The organism is Pseudomonas sp. RC10 (assembly GCF_038397775.1).
GTDB classification, from domain to species: Bacteria; Pseudomonadota; Gammaproteobacteria; order Pseudomonadales; family Pseudomonadaceae; genus Aquipseudomonas; species Aquipseudomonas bambusae.
On sequence record NZ_CP151650.1, the window covers coordinates 4,056,130 to 4,072,289 of the forward strand.

Below are 16,160 nucleotides of genomic sequence, written 5' to 3' on the forward strand. Positions count from 1 at the left end.
TTATTTTTTCTCGCCGAGGGCTTGCGCGGCGCCAATTTCGGTGTCAATCATATAAGTTATAAGTGATCAGTAACGCTCAACGAGGCTTTTCATGATGCAGGAAACCACCCTTCCCTTAACCGAACTGGCCCGCACGGACGTGCGCTTCCACCTGCATTCGCAGACCAATCTGCGGGCGCATCAGCAACAGGGCCCACTGGTCATCGAGCGTGGGTCAGGGATTTACGTGACCGATGAACACGGCCGCGATTACATCGAAGGGATGTCGGGCTTGTGGTGCGCGGGGCTTGGGTTTTCCAACCCTCGGCTGGTGGAAGCGGCGCAGCGTCAGATGGCCGTGCTGCCCTACTACCACACCTTCAATCACCGGGTGCCGAATGTGGTCGCACAGTTGGCCGAACGCATTGCCAGCCTGGTGCCGTTTGAACAGCCGAAGATTTTCTTCGCCTGTTCGGGTTCGGAAGCCAACGATTCGATGATCAAGCTCGCCTGGGCGTACCATCGGGCGCGCGGCAAGGGCGGCAAGCGCAAGGTGATTGCCCACCAGAAAGGTTTTCACGGTTCGACGGTGATGGGCGCCAGCCTGTCGGGGTTGCCCAACATGCACGCGGCGTTCGGCTTGCCGCTGGAAAACAGCGTCTTGCATGTGCAATGCCCGCACTTCTACCGCTACGGCACCGAGGGCGAAAGCGAGGCGCAATTCACCGAGCGCCTGTTGCGGGAACTGGAGCGACGCATCGAAACGGAAGGCGCCGACACCATCGCCGCGTTCATCTCGGAACCGGTGATGGGCGCCGGTGGGGTGATCGTCCCTCCTTCGGGCTACTTCGCAGGCGTTCAGGCGCTGCTGAAAAAGCACGACATTCTGTTCCTGGCCGACGAAATCATCTGCGGGTTTGGTCGCACCGGTCGCTGGTTCGGTCATCAGACCCTGGGCTTCACGCCGGACATGATGGCCTGCGCCAAGAGCCTGTCTTCGGGTTATCAACCCATCTCCTGTGTGGTGGTCGCGGGGAATGTCTATCAGGCCATCGAGGAGCAGAGCCAGCAACTCGGCGGTTTCGGTCACGGCTTCACCTATTCGGGTCATCCCGTGGCGGCCGCTGTCGCGCTGGAAACCCTGACCATCTACCAGGAAATGCACTTGCCGCAACGCACCGAGGAGCTGGGCCACCTGCTGCACCAACGACTGGAACCCTTGCTGGCGCACCCACTGATCGGCGAGCTGCGCGGCATCGGCCTGGTGGCCGGGCTGGAACTGGTCGCGGACAAAACGACCCGTGCGTCCTTCCCGGCGCACATCGGCATTGGCGCGCAAGTCGAGCGGGCGGCCCGGGAACAAGGCCTGATCGTGCGCAACATGGGGGACTCCATCGCCCTCGCGCCGCCGTTCATCATCACCGCCGACGAGATCACCGAGCTGGTCGCCCGCCTGACGCGCGCGCTGGATGTCGTCGCCTTGGCCAACGGGTTGTCACTGTGATGAACGCCAAGGCCGCAGTCCCTCAAACCACCTTGCCCTTGATCGAGTTCAACGGCGTTCAGAAAAGCTATGACGGCAAATCGCTGGTCATCAAGGATCTGAACCTGGGCATCAGCCGGGGCGAATTCCTGACCCTGCTCGGCGCCTCGGGCTCCGGCAAGACCACGACGCTGATGATGCTCGCCGGTTTCGAGACCCCGACCCGGGGCGAGATTCTCATGGGTGGCACGCCGATCCAGAAAAAACCGGCCCATCAACGGGGCATGGGCATGGTGTTTCAGAATTACGCGCTGTTCCCCCACATGAGTGTCGAGGAAAACCTCGCCTACCCCCTGAAAATGCGCGGCCTCAATCGCTCGGACTTACAGGCCAAGGTCAAGCGCGCCATCGACATGGTGCAGCTGCATGGCATGCAGCAACGGCGCATCACCGAGCTTTCCGGTGGTCAGCAGCAGCGCGTCGCTCTGGCGAGAGCGATGGTCTTCGAGCCGGAAATCATTCTGATGGACGAGCCGCTGGGCGCGTTGGACAAGAACCTGCGCGAGCACATGCAGTACGAGATCAAGCAACTGCACAAATCCTTGGGTGTGACCATCGTCTACGTGACCCACGACCAGAGCGAAGCGCTGACGATGTCTGATCGGGTGGCCGTGTTTCATCAGGGCGACATCGCGCAAATCGGCTCGCCGACGGCGTTGTACGAACACCCGGAAAACGCCTATGTCGCCAATTTCATCGGCGAGAACAACGTGCTGATCGGCGCCGCCCGGCCTCGCGATGAGCAGACCTGTGAAGTGATCCTGGAAAACGGCCTGCAGGTCACCGGCTCTACAAAAGCGCTCAAGGGCCGGCGTCCTGAACGCGTTGAGCTGGTCATCCGTCCGGAGAACATTCGCCTCGGCCCCATGGCAAGTATGCCCTGGCAGGCCACGGTGACCGACACCGTTTACCTCGGCGACCACCTGCGCGTGCATCTGCGCCTGAGCAACCAGCACGCGCTGATTGTGAAAGTGCCCAACAACGCCCTTTTCAAACAACTGCGACCCGGCCAGATGACCGGCTTTGACTGGAGTACCGACGACGCCCATCTCTTTGAATTGAGCTGATCCACCGCTGCACCTGATAACGATAAGTCTCGACAACAATAACGATCCGAGAGGCAACCATGCACACCATCCCTGACACCGTTTAGTTCGTCACTGCCCGTTTGTGAACCTTGTCTTCCTTTTACATCCTCAAACAGCAGGAGGGACAAACATGTCCTCGATATTCCGTCGCACCGCACTGGTCTGTTCGATTTGCGCCGCCACTTTGCTTGCCAGCCACGCCGTGCAGGCCCGAGACCTGACCGCTGTCGGCTTCGGTGGCGCCACTCAGGAAGCGTTCGATAAGGCCTACTTCAAGCCCTATGCTGCACAAAGCGGTAAACCTGTGGTGCAAGACACCTACGATGGCGGCATTGCCAAACAGAAAGCCATGGTCCAGTCCGGCAACCCCACGTGGGACGTGGTGCAGATGGACGAAAACGAAATGGCCCTGGCCTGCGAGCAAGGCCTGCTGGAGCCCTTGGATCACAGCAAGCTGAGCAACGCCGCCGACATCCCCTCGGACAAGTTCGCACCGTGCGGGGTCGGCGCGATTGTCTGGTCGGAAGTCATGACCTACGACAACAAAAAGTTTGCCAGCGATGGCCCGAAAACCTGGGCCGATTTCTGGAACGTCAAGAAGTGGCCCGGCAAGCGTGGCCTGCGCAAGCAAGCGCGCATGACGCTGGAAATCGCCCTCATGGCCGACGGCGTCAAGCCTGCCGATGTCTACACGGTACTGGCGACCAAGGCCGGTCAGGATCGCGCCTTCGCCAAGCTGGATGAGATCAAACCCTACATCCAATGGTGGGAAACCGGCGCTCAACCCCTTGAATGGCTGTCGTCCGGCAGCGTTGCGGTCACGGCCGCCTATAACGGTCGGATCGCCATCGCCAACCAGCAAGGCGGACACTTCCCCCTGATCTGGAACCAGCAGCTCTACAGCATGGATTACTGGACGATCATCAAGGGCACGCCAAACCTCGCAGACAGCTACGCCCTGCTCGACTACATGGTCAGCCCGAAAGCCCAGACCGCCTTCGCTCAAGCGATCCCCTACGGCATCGTCAACGCCAAGGCCCAGGCTGCACTGGACAAACAGACGCTGAGCAATTTGCCCACCGCCCCCGCCAACCTGGAAAACGCCTTGCTGCTCGACACGCCTTTCTGGGTCAACTACGAGGAAGACCTGATGGCGCGCTTCACCAATTGGGCGGCGAAGTAAGCCCGTCCTTTGCTTGAATGGCGGCTTCGTTCACCCGAAGCCGCTGCCATCGAATTCCGAGGTCAGCCACTATGTCCGCCCCTGCGCTGGAATCACTTGCAAGCGCCCACCAGAAGTCGAGTCGACAGAAACGCCTCGTCTCGGTGTTGCTGCTGTTGCCCCTGTTGATCTACACCGCCGTCTTTTTCGTTCTCCCCATCGGCATGATGCTGTACCGCGCCGTCAGCAACCCGGAGCTGATTCATGCGTTCCCACGCACGGTTCACGCACTGGAGCAGCAAGCGCGGAGCGAAAGCCCCGGCTTGCCGAGCGATGCCGTGTTCGCGGCGATCGAGCAGGACTTCATCCACGTCGAGAATCTGGGCGCTGTGGGTGAAGCCGCGCGGCGCATGAACTACGAAAACAGTGGCTACCGTTTTCTGATCACCGCCACCGCTCGCCGCTACCAGTGGCCCGCCAATCAGCAACCGGTCAGCAGTGAATCGCCCCGCGCACGCCTGACCGCCATCGACCCTCGCTGGTCAACGCCTGAGCTGTGGGAGGCGTTTGAGCGCGCATCACCGGCCTACACCTCTTATTACCTGCTCAGCGCCCTCGACCTGGAACGCACGGCCCACGGTATTCAGCGCGTCGCGCCGGAAAAGCGGGTGTACCTGGACCTCACGTTCAAGACCTTGAAGATCGCGTTTGTCGTGTCTGTGTTGTGCCTGTTGCTGGGGTTTCCATTCGCCGTCCTGCTGGTCAAAGCGTCGCGAGGGTTTCAGATGCTGCTGATTCTGGCGGTGATGCTGCCCTTCTGGACATCACTGTTGGCCCGAACCACTGCCTGGATCGTGGTGCTGCAGGAGAAAGGCATCGTCAACACCCTGCTGCTCAAACTGGGCCTGATTGAGCAACCGCTGCCGATGATCTTCGATGCGTTGGGGGTGTACATCGTCATGGTCCACATCCTGCTGCCTTTCACCGTGCTGCCGCTGTACAGCGTGATGAAAGGCATTCCGGCCCACTACATGCGCGCGTCGGGGTCCCTGGGTGCGCATCCGGTGCGCGGGTTCCTGCATGTTTATTTGCCCATGACCCTCACGGGCATCGGTTCCGGCACGCTGCTGACCTTCATCGTCGCGGCCGGTTACTACGTCACCCCCACGCTGGTGGGCAGTGCACGGGAACAGATGCTCGGCTATTTCATCGCCTTCTATACCAACACCACGGTGAACTGGGGCATGGCCTCGGCACTGGGACTGGTGTTGATCTTCTGCGTCATGGCGATCTACCTGGTCGCCGCTCGGCTGGTCGGCATCCGCCAGATCGCCGGTCTCACGTAATCGGGAACCTGCCATGAACCATTTCACCCTGTGCTTCATCAGCCGCAATCTGCTGCGTCTGTTCGGAATCGTCATGATCGTTTTCATGATCGTGCCGTTGCTGGCCGTGGTGCCGATCTCCTTCAGCAGCAGCACGTTCCTGTCCTATCCGCTGCCGGGGCTGTCCTTGCGCTGGTATGAAAAAGTCTTCAGTGCCGGTCCCTGGCTCCAGGCCTTGCGCAACAGCCTGCTGGTTGGTTGCGCCGCGACGTTGCTGGCCACGTTATTGGGCACCCTGGCAGCGCTGGCATTCGCACGGCGCAACCTGCCTGGCGCGACCAACGTGCTGGCGCTGTTGATTTCGCCGATGATCATTCCGCCAGTGATTTCCGGGCTGGGCATGTATTTTCTGTTCGGCCAACTGGGCCTGACAGGCACGCTGACCGGGATGATTCTGGCTCACACCGTGCTCGCGACCCCCTTCGTCCTGATCAACGTCGCCGCCAGCCTGCAAGGTCTGGACATGAGCCTGCTGAAGGCCGCTGCAATGTCGGGGGCATCGCCGCTGCGCGCCTTCATCAACGTCGCGCTGCCGATCATTGCGCCGGGCGTGATCTCGGGCGCGCTGTTTGCCTTCATGACATCGTTCGACGAGATCGTCGTCGTGCTGTTCATCGGTGGGCCCGGCCAGCGCACGCTGCCACGGCAGATGTTCGATGGCATTCGTGACACCATCGACCCGTCGATTGTCGCGATGTCATCGTTCCTGCTGGTGGTGGGTCTGGCGGGTCTGTTGGCCACGACCTGGCTCTCGTTGCGCTCAAGCAGAACCTTGAATCAACCGGCCGCCTGACTTTCAGCGCCACGTCTTCTTTCACAGCCGCCGGCCTGACCATGGCCGGCGATACTTTCAGGAGCAGTACCATGTACATCGTCACAGGCGGCACCCAAGGCATCGGCGCCGCAACCGTGGAAAAACTCGTCAGCCTTGGCCACCCGGTGGTGTTCACCGGACGCGATGAAACGGCAGGCGCCCAATTGGCGGCGCGCCTGCCCCACTGCACGTTCGTCCCGGGCGATGTCGTGAATGAAGACGAATGCCGCAACGTCGTCGCAACGGCACTGCAATTGAGCGACGGCAAGCTGGCAGGCCTGGTCAACAACGCAGGCATGTCCGGTCGCAAAGCGTTTACCGAGACCACCCAGCAAGAGTGGGACACGCTGTTCGCCGTCAATACGCGCTCGGTGTTCTTCTACACAAAACACGCGCTGCCAGGTCTGATCGCTGGCCGTGGCGCCGTGGTGAACGTCTCCTCCATCGCGGGCAAAACCGGGGAACAAGGGCTGGCCACCTACTGCGCCAGCAAAGCCGCCCTTCTCGGGCTGACCCAGGCATTGGCCCTGGAATATGGCGGGCAAGTGCGTTTCAACGCGGTCTGCCCCGGCCAGATCGCCACGCGCATGATGGACAAAATCGTCAACGACGAAGCCCGCCTTGCAGCCCTGACCGCGCGAATCCCGGAAGGTCGCCTGGCATCGGCCACGGAAGTCGCTGACGCCATTTGCTGGCTGCTTTCACCGGGAGCCAGCTACGTGAACGGCACCACCCTCACGGTCGACGGGGGTGAGACAGCCGGATTGCTGTCGCCAAAGTCCCTGTAGTGACCGGGGTCGGCAGGCGTGCTGAGGTTTTGTCAGTCGCCTGAGCCTGAACGCACGTATTCATCCGGTGTGGGCGTCGCGGCGAATCAAATCCGCCGCCTTCTCGCCAATCATGATGCACACCGAATTCGGGTTGCCTGAAATCAGGGTCGGCATGATGGAGGCATCGGCAACGCGCAACCCCTGAATGCCATGGACCTTCAGGTCCGGCCCGACCACCGACTGCGCATCGACGCCCATGCGGCAGGTGCCAGAAGGGTGCAACGCGGCGTGGGCGTGCTCGATGCAGAACGCCTTCATCTCTGCCCGGGTGCGCTGGGCGCCGTCGGGCACATGGCGCCGGGCAATGTAAGGTTTGAACGCCGCCTGGGACATGATTTCCTCGCCGACCATGCAGCCGTCCACCAGCGCTTCGATGTCATACGGGTCGGAAAAATAGTTGGGCACGATGCGCGGCGGGCTTGAAGGATCAGACGAATACAGCTCGACGTAACCCCGGGAGCGCGGGCGAATCTGCCCAAGGTTCAAGGTGCAGCCGTTGCCGCCGGGCACCGAGTCGACGCCCTCTTCGATACCGGCACCGACCACCATGAAGTACTGAATGTCCGGATTCGTCGACGCCTTGTCGCCCCACCAGAACGCGCCGCCCTCGATCAGGTTCGACGCGGCCGGTCCTTGCCTGAACAGCGCGTATTGCAGACCCGCCACGGCCTTCCAGTGCAGCTTCTTGTACTTGTCGTAGCTGTGGGGGCCGGTCAACTCGTACACCAGCGAGATTTCGATGTGGTCCTGAAGGTTTTGCCCCACGCCGGGCACGTCCTGAATCGCGCGAATGCCCTGCTTTTCAAGGTGCGCAGCAGGGCCGATGCCCGAGAGCATGAGCAAGCGCGGCGAGTTGATCGCCCCTGCCGAAAGGATGACCTCTTTGGCGGCGTGCATGACCTGGTGCTTGCCGTCCTGCATGTACTCCACGCCAACGGCCTTGGTGCCCTGCATCAGGATGCGCAGCACCTTGCACGAGGTCTTCACGGTCAGGTTCTTGCGCGCGCGAGCAGGCGTCAGGTACGCCACCGCCGCACTGCTTCGCCAGCCGTTCTTCGCCGTGATCTGATACAGCCCGCAACCTTGCGGCGTGCCAGAGTTGAAATCTTCGTTGTACGGCAGGCCATATTGCTGACAGGCCTGCAGCCACACCTTGGTCAGCGGGTGCACGTTGATCGGATCGGACACGCCCAACGGCCCACCGACGCCGTGAACATCGTTGCAGAAACGCTCGTTGTCTTCGGCCTTCTTGAAATACGGCAGCACGTCCTTATACGACCAGCCAGCGGCACCTTGCGCGGCCCATCCGTCGTAATCGGCGGGTACACCACGAATGTAGATCATCGCGTTCACTGAACTGCCGCCGCCGAGCACGCTGGCCTGGACCATGGTCGGCGTCTCGGTGCGACGTTGCTCATCGGTGGGCTCCCACTCATAGCGCTTGAGCAACGGACCTTGCGCCGTTTTGTAATAAGCGCCGGGGATGTGGATGTAGGGGCTGCGATCTCGTGGCCCCTCTTCGAACAGGACGACCGATGCCGACGCGTCTTCGCTCAACCTCGACGCGATCGTGCAGCCCGTCGAACCACCGCCAATAACAATGAAATCCACCATGAAGACCCCGACCTGTTCTGATTGAAAGCGAGGCTGGCCCTGCGGCGCAGCCCAGTGAGCGCAGCCGGTCGGCTTAGCGTCCGACCAGTGCGCTCATGAGTGTTTTGAGGTTCGCCGCCACGTCGTAGCTGTTGCTTTGCTGCTGCCGGGTGCAGAACAGCTCACAGCTCCACCAGCCCTCATAGCCGGTGGCCTTGACGGCGTCCGTCCAGTCCTGAAGATTCAGGACGCCCTGCCCCGTGGGGATATTGCGCAGCACCCCTTCATCGGGCGTGCCGCCATCGAACGGCAACGAATCGCAGATGTGCACGCCATAGATAACGTCCTTGTCCAGCCGCGCGACGTCATCTGGCGTCACCCCGGCGGTGAAATAATGCCAGTAGTCGACCACCAGCTTGATGTTGTCGCGGCCAGCGCGGTCGACCAGCTCCAACTGCTGATGCAGATGGTTGAGCGGCGTCCATGACAGCGCCTCCAGGTAAAGCAGAACGCCGTACTGGCTGGCCAGATCCGCGAGGGCCGCCAGGTTTTTTGCGGTGAGCGCCAACTGGTCGGCCTGGGAGCGTCCGACCAGCCCCGTGTAGTGATCGCTGCGCCCACGCTGCTGAATATCGAGGACGGCCTGCACGTTGATCGGGCCTGTCAGCACCTGAACACCTTTGGCCCCCGCGAGATTCGCCAGCTGAAACAGCCGCTCGGCTTCCTGAAGCATGTCGTCGCGTTCAGCACCTTGCCGCTCGATGTCCCTGAGGTACCCGATGCCGGTGACCCGCACATCGCTCAAAAGGGTCTTCAGGTCGGCCTCCGAGAAGCCCGCCGCCAGATAGGCCTCCAGCTTGCCGCTGTACATTTCCACGGCGTCGAAACCCACTGTTCTGGCGATGTCGAGATCGATGGCCAGCGGCGAATGTCTGGCGACCGTGGAATGCAGTGCCAGGATGTTTTTTTGCATGTCCATAAACCCTCCCAAACCTGTGACAGGGGTTCTGCGGGCGCAGAACCCTGAGCAATCACGCGACGGCGTTGGCCGTATCGCGGACCTTTTGCGCGGCGGCCAGCAGAACGTCGGCGTGCAATTCGCCGGTTTCCACGGCGGCAACAATGGTGCGCACCACCTCGTCGAGCCCCGCCTCGCTGGACAGCAGCAACAGGTGCGCGCCAGCCGCGAGTGAGGCCACCGCCGTGGCGGCCACGCTATTGCCGCGACTGATGGAAACGGCATCGAGGTCATCGGAGATGATCAGGCCAGAAAAGCCCAGCGCGTCGCGCAGCATCGAGATCACTGCGGGCGAGGTGGACGCCGACTGGTTCGGGTCGATGGCTGTCACCACGGCAGGGCCCGGCATGATGGCCTGGACGTTGGCCGCGATGAGGGTCTTGAAGACATCGATGTTTTCTTGCAGCACCTCCAGCGAGCCAGGCACGTGGGCCTCAGCGATGGCCGGATCAGATTCGGTGATGTGATGCCCCGGGAAGTGTTTGGCCGTTGCGATGACGCCCGCGCGCTGCACACCCGCGACAAAGGCGCGGGCAATGCGCGCAACCTCGTCGGGATCGGTACCCAACGTACGACCCTCAAGCCAGGGATTGGCGCCAGTGACAACATCCACGATGGGGGCGAGGAACAGATTGACGCCCAGCGACCGGGCGGCTTTGGCGGTCTCGAAGGCGCGGTGTTCGATGTCGTCAGCGCTCAGGCCACCCAGTTGCGACGCCGTCGGCAGCGCTGGCACCAGACGATGCAAACGCTGTATGCCCGCCAGTTCTTGATCGACCGCAATCAGCACCGGCGCACTGGCCAGTTGCTTTGCGCGCTGGGCGATGGTGTGAAAATGCTCGGCAGTTTCGGTGGCCTGACGTTCTGCGCTCATGGCCCTGGCGAGGTATTCGTCGCGGGTTTCACCCAACAGAATCGACACGCCGCCGCGCTCCAGAAAACGCGAGACGGCGTCATCCAGCTGGAGACCGCCGAACGCTGGCAACAGCACGGCATACGCCGCTTTTACGAGATCGCTAGACATAAATACCCTTGAGCCATGTGAGAAGTGACAGGAACAACCTGTGTCGAAACGCGGGCAGGCTTTTCATCGGCGCGTGTGGCCGTGACAGCGGCTCCCCCTCAGGCCTTGGAGTATCCGAGGAAGGCCCTTGCCGCTCAATTTCGCAGCTGCCCACGCAAGCGACGCACGTTGACGCGCACGCTGCGTCAGTTGCCCGACAAGGGCGCATGAAGCGGACGCCTGTTACTGACGGCTTTGTGCCTGTTACCGCAATACGCACGGGTCACAAGCGGGTATCGCAATCCTGAACACCTCTCGATCCTTCGGGTCGCCGACGTCCGAAAAAAACCGATAAAACGCTTACCAATGGACGCACTTTTTCTGGGTTATACGTTTACACTGTGTCACGTCGATGCCTCGCCCACCAGCAGAAATCGGCGTCTCAGGGAAGCGGTCATCAATGCCAGTTGACGATCTTTTGGTTATATCAGGTGAACGCTATAACTGATCAGAAGATGCCCCTGCGGTAGCGTGCCTGATGCGAATGATCGGCATGGAACTTGCTCGCAGGATGGCCAAGCGCGTTGGCACTACGCACTGTTTCTTGAGTGGCTTATATAGTTTTTTGTTGAACGGTTTATTCAGCGCCGGAGCTTTTTGAAGATGTGTTCAATGCTTCTTGCGCGTTCCATTCCTATGCAAAGCGGAGACTCCCTCACCATGCCTTCGATGGGTTCCCTCTCTCATCCTGAACGTCAGCAGCTTCGCAGTGACGCGCAGACGCACGTGCAGAAAAACCTCAGCACGCTGGTCGATTCCTGCCGCTCAGTGGCGGATATGTGCAGGAAAATCGACGTTAACCGCCAGCAATTCAATAAATACCTGGTGGGCCAGCACATTCCGTCGCAGAAGATTCTGCAGAAGATCGGGCGCTATTTCATGATGGAGGCCGAGGACCTGTTTCGACCGCCCGCCGAGTTTAAAAAATTCTACGAGGGGTTCGAAAATGAACTTCCGACCGACTTGCGTGCCTCCACGCAATTCAATCACTTTCTTCCTTTGGCCAAGGGTTCCGCCGATCAACTGGAAGATTACTTGGGCGTTTATTACCGCTATCACAACTCTTCTATTTATAAAGGCAGGATATTGCGTTCGGTCACCTGCCTGTATCGTTCGGACTCGATGGTGCAGTACGTGACGGTGGAGCGTTTCCCACTGCAGGATGGCAGCGGCAAGATAGGTTATTCGTTTACCTACCATGGCTTTTGCCTGCTCATGGGGGATCGTATCTTTCTGGTGGATTTCGAGGGCAAACAGCGCAACGAGATGACATTCTCGATCCTGACGCCGCAGCATCGTCGGCCTGTTCGCTTTCTGTCGGGGCTGGTGACGGGCGTGGCGTCCTCCTCGTTCCGCCAGCCGTTCTCCACCCGCATCATGCTGGGCCTGGTCGACAAGGGAAACATCCGCAAGCACCACCTGCGCAACGCCACCGTGCTGTTGCCCAGTGATCAATCGCTGCCGCTGGAAGTGCGCGAATACATGACCGGTGAAAATTCCGCGATCATCTGGGGCGGCCAATCCTGACGGCATGGCCGGGAAGCGCGAGCCGCCACTCGCGCCTCCTTTGCTTCAGCCCGCGCTCATCAGCGCTGCTGACGAGAGACGTCCGCCACCACCGGTTTGGTCTCGACGCCCTGCCCCTCGTGCGTTTCCACGGACGAGGTCCCGCCCTCATCGCTCATGGCCTTGCGAAAGCCCTTGATGGTTTCCCCCACGTCCGCGCCAAGGTTTTTCATCTTTTTGGTGCCAAAGACCAGCACTACGACGAGGAGGATCACGATCCAGTGTTTGAAATCGAAAATGCCCATGTTGACTCCTGTAACGGCCGCGCCGTTGAGTGATGATTGAAGTGCTAATGCGCTGGCCTCTTCACCCTCCGTGGGCAAGGTGGCTCGCGCGTGCGGTGATGATCTCGACCAGCGACGGCCCCGGGCAATTGAGGGCCTTGGTGAACACGGCACTCAGTTGAGAGGCAAACTCTACCCGCCACGCCTGCAGGCCGAAGCTGCGGGCAATGGAGGCGAAGTCGGGGGAATAGGGTTTGCCGTCCGGCAGGTTGAATTCGCCACCCAGGTAATGCTCGCCACGTGCCTGATGCAGTTCGCTCACAGCGCCATAGCCACTGTTATTGAGGACCACGAACACCACCGGAATGGTGTGCATCACGCAGATCGCCACTTCCTGCATCGACTGCAGAAAATCACCGTCGCCCACCACGCACACGACCTGCCTGGCGGGCATCGCCAGCTTGGCGCCGATGGCGGCGGGCACCGCCCAACCGACATCGCCAAAACGACCCGCACACAGGTGGCTGCGAGGGGTGTACACCGGAAAGACCTGACGCACCGCCGCCTGAACGCTGCCTGCACCGACCACCAGAATCGCATCGCGCTCCAGCAGCTGGCGCAGCTCGATCAAGGGCCGCTGCACCGGCAATGCCACACCATCGTTGCCGTTGTCGGCCTGCGCCACGGCGTGCTGACGCTCGCGAAGCAAGATCACAGAGGCGCGGTATCGGGCGCGTCGGCGCTTGAGATCGCCCAGTCGAGAAGGCGTGATCCAGGCAGATAGCGCCCTCAATTGCGCTCTCAAGCCGTCCACGATCGCAACGTCAATCAGTGCGCGTGCTTGAGGCGCAGGCCCAACCGGATCATCGTCGAGGGTGATCAGCGTCGCCTCGATCACCTTCTTTAAGGGCGCCTGGTGAGCAATGTGCAGGATGTCCGGATCGCACGCGCACCCTAACGCAATGACGACATCCGCCGAGGCCAATAGCGTGTTCGCCCCCTCACGCGGTCCGCGACCCAACGTGCCGCCGCTCAGCGGGTGATCCTCAGGAAAAGCCCCCTTCCCTTGCGCCGTGGTGATCACCGGGCACAGAAAGGTCTCGGCAACGTTCAACACGTCGGCACTGGCTTCCGCACGGATCACGCCTGCGCCCGCGAGGATCACCGGTTTGCGTGCACCCGCCAACCGCTCACCGACACGCTCAAGCCGTGTATCGTCCAGCGCCACAGCGTCAGCCACTGGCAGCCGCGACGCCCCTTTGAGCACTTTTATCTCGACGCTTTCAGCCTGCACGGCCATGGGAATTTCAAGGGTCACCGGGCGCGACGGGCCCGACATCATGGTGTCGAACGCCCGGCGCAGTGTGGACGACAGCTTGTCGGCGGACGAAACGGTCAGGCGGGTTTTGTCCGCTGATGCGCGGGTCGCGCTGACACCCGATTGCCCGTCAACGGGCTCGAACAACACCGCCACTGAATCCTCGGGCCTGCCCGCCGTCACGACCAGAAGCGCAGACCCGTCGGCGGAGGCGGTCTCGATGCCGCCCAGCGCTCTGGAGCGTTGCGGCGAGGTGGACAGCAGCGCCGCCATCGGACGACCACAGGCGCGAAAATAACCGTCCGCCATGTGCACCGCGCTCTGCTCTTGCATCACCTGAATGAACGGCACACCTGCACCCGGCGTCGCCAGCGCTTCGACCAGAGGCCAGGAACCGGACGCGGGAATGCCGGCCACGTAATTGACGCCAAGTGCCTTCAACTCTTTTGCAAAAATTAGACTACCAGTGAGCTTCAAGGGCTTCTCCAGTCGTAAGGACGTGGGCTTGGCGCAATGCGCCCAGGAGTCGCCTGAGTATTGATTCGCCTGTCCGCGCGCTCAATTTCGCACTCTCGCGAAATACGACGCACGTTGACGCAAACCCGCGTGGCGACAGAGGACCCACCACCCTGCCGCCCAGACGCCCACCCTCAACTTCAGAGCGTTCATAGCCAGCAGGGCACTGTATTTGCTTACTTATAGAGAACCCGACAACGCCAGGTTTTACGAATAAGCGCGGAGCGCCCGGATCAACGGAGCACGGCGGCAACCCTTGCCCCACCGAGGCGCAGGAGGGGTTGCGCAGGTTCGGTCACATCGATGCGTCAGAGTGCGTCGCTTTTCAAAGCGGTGCGAAATTGAGCCGGTTTGCCCGGCGGGCCAATACTCGACTCAGCAAAACAAGACCCGAACCTATCAGGCGCCAGGCATCCGGTTTCAAGCGCCCGAATCAGCGCTCGATGTCCAGACCGATGCCCGGCAGAAGAAGAGTCAATCGGAACCGTGGAAGCATGCGTCGTCGGGCTTTCCCGATGCGACGGAACTGCGCAACGCTCCAGCTGCAAGGACACACGCTGGCCATAACACTGCCGATGCAACTAGCTGCAACTCACGCGACCTGCCCGCACCGCTGCACCTCGAAGGCTGATGCCCGGAGGCTCTTCGGACAAGCAAACACCCCCTTGGCGGGGTGCACGGGTCGCAGATTGTGATGGGTCAATAACTATTTCAACACCACCACCCTAGGCAGGGCACTCAGAATGAAAAAAGAATCAGAGATGGGTTATGGATCATCTGGCGTCGATCTTCTGGACTCGATCACGATGAAACGTCGCACGTTCTTGCTCGGCGCGGCCGCGTCTGCTGCGGGTCTGTACCTGGGCTCGTTTGCCCCAGGCGTGATGGCCGCTGCGGGTGGTCATCTGGAGCTGTTGGGCTGGGAAGGTGAAACCGGGGACGCGGAACTCGCCGACTGGCGTAAAAGCCGGGGCATCACCGTGCATTCAAGCTACGCCAGCAACCAGGACGACATCACGGCGCGCCTGGCCGGCAGCGACCCGGTGCAGCTTGACCTGACGATGTACGCCCTGGGCTACGAAGTCATCTACAAGGACATGGGCATCCTGCGCGAAATCGATGCCTCGAAAATCCCTAACTATTCGGCCAGCACCACCCTCCCGCTGTTCTACAAGGGCAGCCGCTGGTTCTGGGACGGCAAGCAGTGGGGGATTCCGCTGCTGTGGGGCATGAACACCATCGTCTACAACCCCAAGAAACTGGCCAAACCAAAGCAATACACGGACCTGCTCGACCCTAAACTCAAGGGCAAACTGACGTTCGTGGACGACGGCACGTCCAACTGGTCGCTGATCGCCATTCTGGCGGGGTACGGCGACAAATTCCCGAACCTGACCCGCGCCGAATTCGACGATGCGTTCGACAAGCTCAAGCCGTATCGCGATCAGTGCCGCGTGTTTGCCGCGTCCTCGGGTGACGCGGTGTCGCTGCTGGTGTCGGGTGAAGTGGACGCCGTGTTCTCGCTGTCCGCCAGCGGCCCGAGCGAGACCAAAAAGCGTGGCGTGGACACCGAGCTCGCCATTCCCAAGGAAGGCGCGGCGCTGTGGTGCGATGCGCTGTTCATTCCGAAGACTGCCAAGGACGTGCCGCTGGCGCTGGAGTTCATCGACAAGGTGCTGGAACCCGAAACCCAGGCAAAAATGGCCACCACCATGTACTCCGCCGTGGTCAACCCCAAGGCCGTGCCGCTGCTGCCGCCGGACCTTCGCAGCACCTTCGATTACGACCACCTGGACAGCTTTTTCGAGAAGTCGAAACTCTACGGCCAGCCTCCGCTGCAGTCCGATAAATACGTGACCTACGCTGAGTGGATCGATCAGTGGGCGACGTTCAAAGGCTCATTCTGATCGTCGCTGCTGGTTTACCGAACACGAGAAAGATCCGTTTGAAGCATCGTCAAACAAGCGCAAGCCGCGTGGCTTGCGCTCTCATCCTGACGCAACGGGATGGGGTCTGCGCCGGATGCGCTACTGCCGTCGAAAGGGCCAACGAGGTGACATT

12 protein-coding genes and 1 pseudogene are annotated in these 16,160 nt (G+C 61.1%); 8 read left to right on the forward strand and 5 right to left on the reverse strand.

All coding sequences use genetic code 11. From position 1 onward, the window contains the following. Nucleotides 1-91 precede the first annotated feature (91 nt). The 6 genes from AAEO81_RS18550 to AAEO81_RS18575 all read left to right on the forward strand — a co-directional run bounded on the left by AAEO81_RS18550 (nucleotide 92) and on the right by AAEO81_RS18575 (nucleotide 6,759). The gene (locus AAEO81_RS18550) at nucleotides 92-1,483 is read left to right on the forward strand and encodes an aminotransferase (RefSeq protein ID WP_341958451.1); all 1,392 of its coding nucleotides are present in this window, start codon (nucleotides 92-94) and stop codon (nucleotides 1,481-1,483) included. Beyond that, complete coding sequence (locus AAEO81_RS18555; protein ID WP_341958452.1) at nucleotides 1,483-2,589, forward strand: ABC transporter ATP-binding protein; 1,107 nt, start codon at nucleotides 1,483-1,485, stop codon at nucleotides 2,587-2,589. The genes AAEO81_RS18550 and AAEO81_RS18555 overlap by 1 nt, the downstream gene beginning before the upstream one ends. Nucleotides 2,590-2,740: 151 nt before the next feature. Beyond that, nucleotides 2,741-3,793: an ABC transporter substrate-binding protein gene (locus AAEO81_RS18560; protein ID WP_341958453.1), complete on the forward strand. Its 1,053-nt coding sequence runs from the start codon at nucleotides 2,741-2,743 to the stop codon at nucleotides 3,791-3,793. Between the two features lie 71 nt (nucleotides 3,794-3,864). Further along, nucleotides 3,865-5,118, forward strand: coding sequence for an ABC transporter permease (locus AAEO81_RS18565; RefSeq protein ID WP_341958454.1), 1,254 nt, complete (start codon nucleotides 3,865-3,867; stop codon nucleotides 5,116-5,118). Between the two features lie 13 nt (nucleotides 5,119-5,131). Next, nucleotides 5,132-5,950: an ABC transporter permease gene (locus AAEO81_RS18570; RefSeq protein WP_341958455.1), complete on the forward strand. Its 819-nt coding sequence runs from the start codon at nucleotides 5,132-5,134 to the stop codon at nucleotides 5,948-5,950. A 71-nt stretch (nucleotides 5,951-6,021) separates the two neighbouring features. Beyond that, nucleotides 6,022-6,759: an SDR family NAD(P)-dependent oxidoreductase gene (locus tag AAEO81_RS18575; protein WP_341958456.1), complete on the forward strand. Its 738-nt coding sequence runs from the start codon at nucleotides 6,022-6,024 to the stop codon at nucleotides 6,757-6,759. A 60-nt stretch (nucleotides 6,760-6,819) separates the two neighbouring features. On the opposite strand, the gene AAEO81_RS18580 is transcribed toward AAEO81_RS18575, so the two are convergent. The 3 genes from AAEO81_RS18580 to AAEO81_RS18590 all read right to left on the reverse strand — a co-directional run bounded on the left by AAEO81_RS18580 (nucleotide 6,820) and on the right by AAEO81_RS18590 (nucleotide 10,436). After that, nucleotides 6,820-8,415 (reverse strand): GMC family oxidoreductase N-terminal domain-containing protein, encoded by a 1,596-nt coding sequence (locus AAEO81_RS18580; protein ID WP_341958457.1) that lies wholly within the window; start codon nucleotides 8,413-8,415, stop codon nucleotides 6,820-6,822. A 73-nt stretch (nucleotides 8,416-8,488) separates the two neighbouring features. Beyond that, nucleotides 8,489-9,367: a sugar phosphate isomerase/epimerase family protein gene (locus AAEO81_RS18585; protein ID WP_341958458.1), complete on the reverse strand. Its 879-nt coding sequence runs from the start codon at nucleotides 9,365-9,367 to the stop codon at nucleotides 8,489-8,491. Between the two features lie 58 nt (nucleotides 9,368-9,425). Next, the gene (locus AAEO81_RS18590; RefSeq protein ID WP_341958459.1) at nucleotides 9,426-10,436 is read right to left on the reverse strand and encodes a glycoside hydrolase family 3 N-terminal domain-containing protein; all 1,011 of its coding nucleotides are present in this window, start codon (nucleotides 10,434-10,436) and stop codon (nucleotides 9,426-9,428) included. Nucleotides 10,437-11,087: 651 nt separating this feature from the next. On the opposite strand from AAEO81_RS18590, the gene AAEO81_RS18595 reads away from it, so the two are divergent. Then, complete coding sequence (locus tag AAEO81_RS18595) at nucleotides 11,088-12,002, forward strand: XRE family transcriptional regulator (RefSeq protein ID WP_341958460.1); 915 nt, start codon at nucleotides 11,088-11,090, stop codon at nucleotides 12,000-12,002. A 146-nt stretch (nucleotides 12,003-12,148) separates the two neighbouring features. On the opposite strand, the pseudogene tatA reads toward AAEO81_RS18595, so the two are convergent. Both tatA and AAEO81_RS18605 read right to left on the reverse strand, forming a co-directional pair. Beyond that, nucleotides 12,149-12,286: pseudogene (gene tatA / locus AAEO81_RS18600) on the reverse strand (twin-arginine translocase TatA/TatE family subunit); the annotation flags it as partial. A 61-nt stretch (nucleotides 12,287-12,347) separates the two neighbouring features. After that, nucleotides 12,348-14,060 carry a thiamine pyrophosphate-binding protein gene (locus AAEO81_RS18605; RefSeq protein ID WP_341958461.1) on the reverse strand — a complete coding sequence of 571 codons (1,713 nt, stop codon included), beginning with the start codon at nucleotides 14,058-14,060 and terminating at the stop codon, nucleotides 12,348-12,350. 782 nt (nucleotides 14,061-14,842) lie between these two features. Here AAEO81_RS18605 and AAEO81_RS18610 point away from each other — a divergent pair. After that, entirely contained in the window at nucleotides 14,843-16,006 is a 1,164-nt protein-coding gene (locus AAEO81_RS18610) for an extracellular solute-binding protein (protein ID WP_341958463.1), read from the forward strand. Nucleotides 16,007-16,160 lie beyond the last annotated feature (154 nt).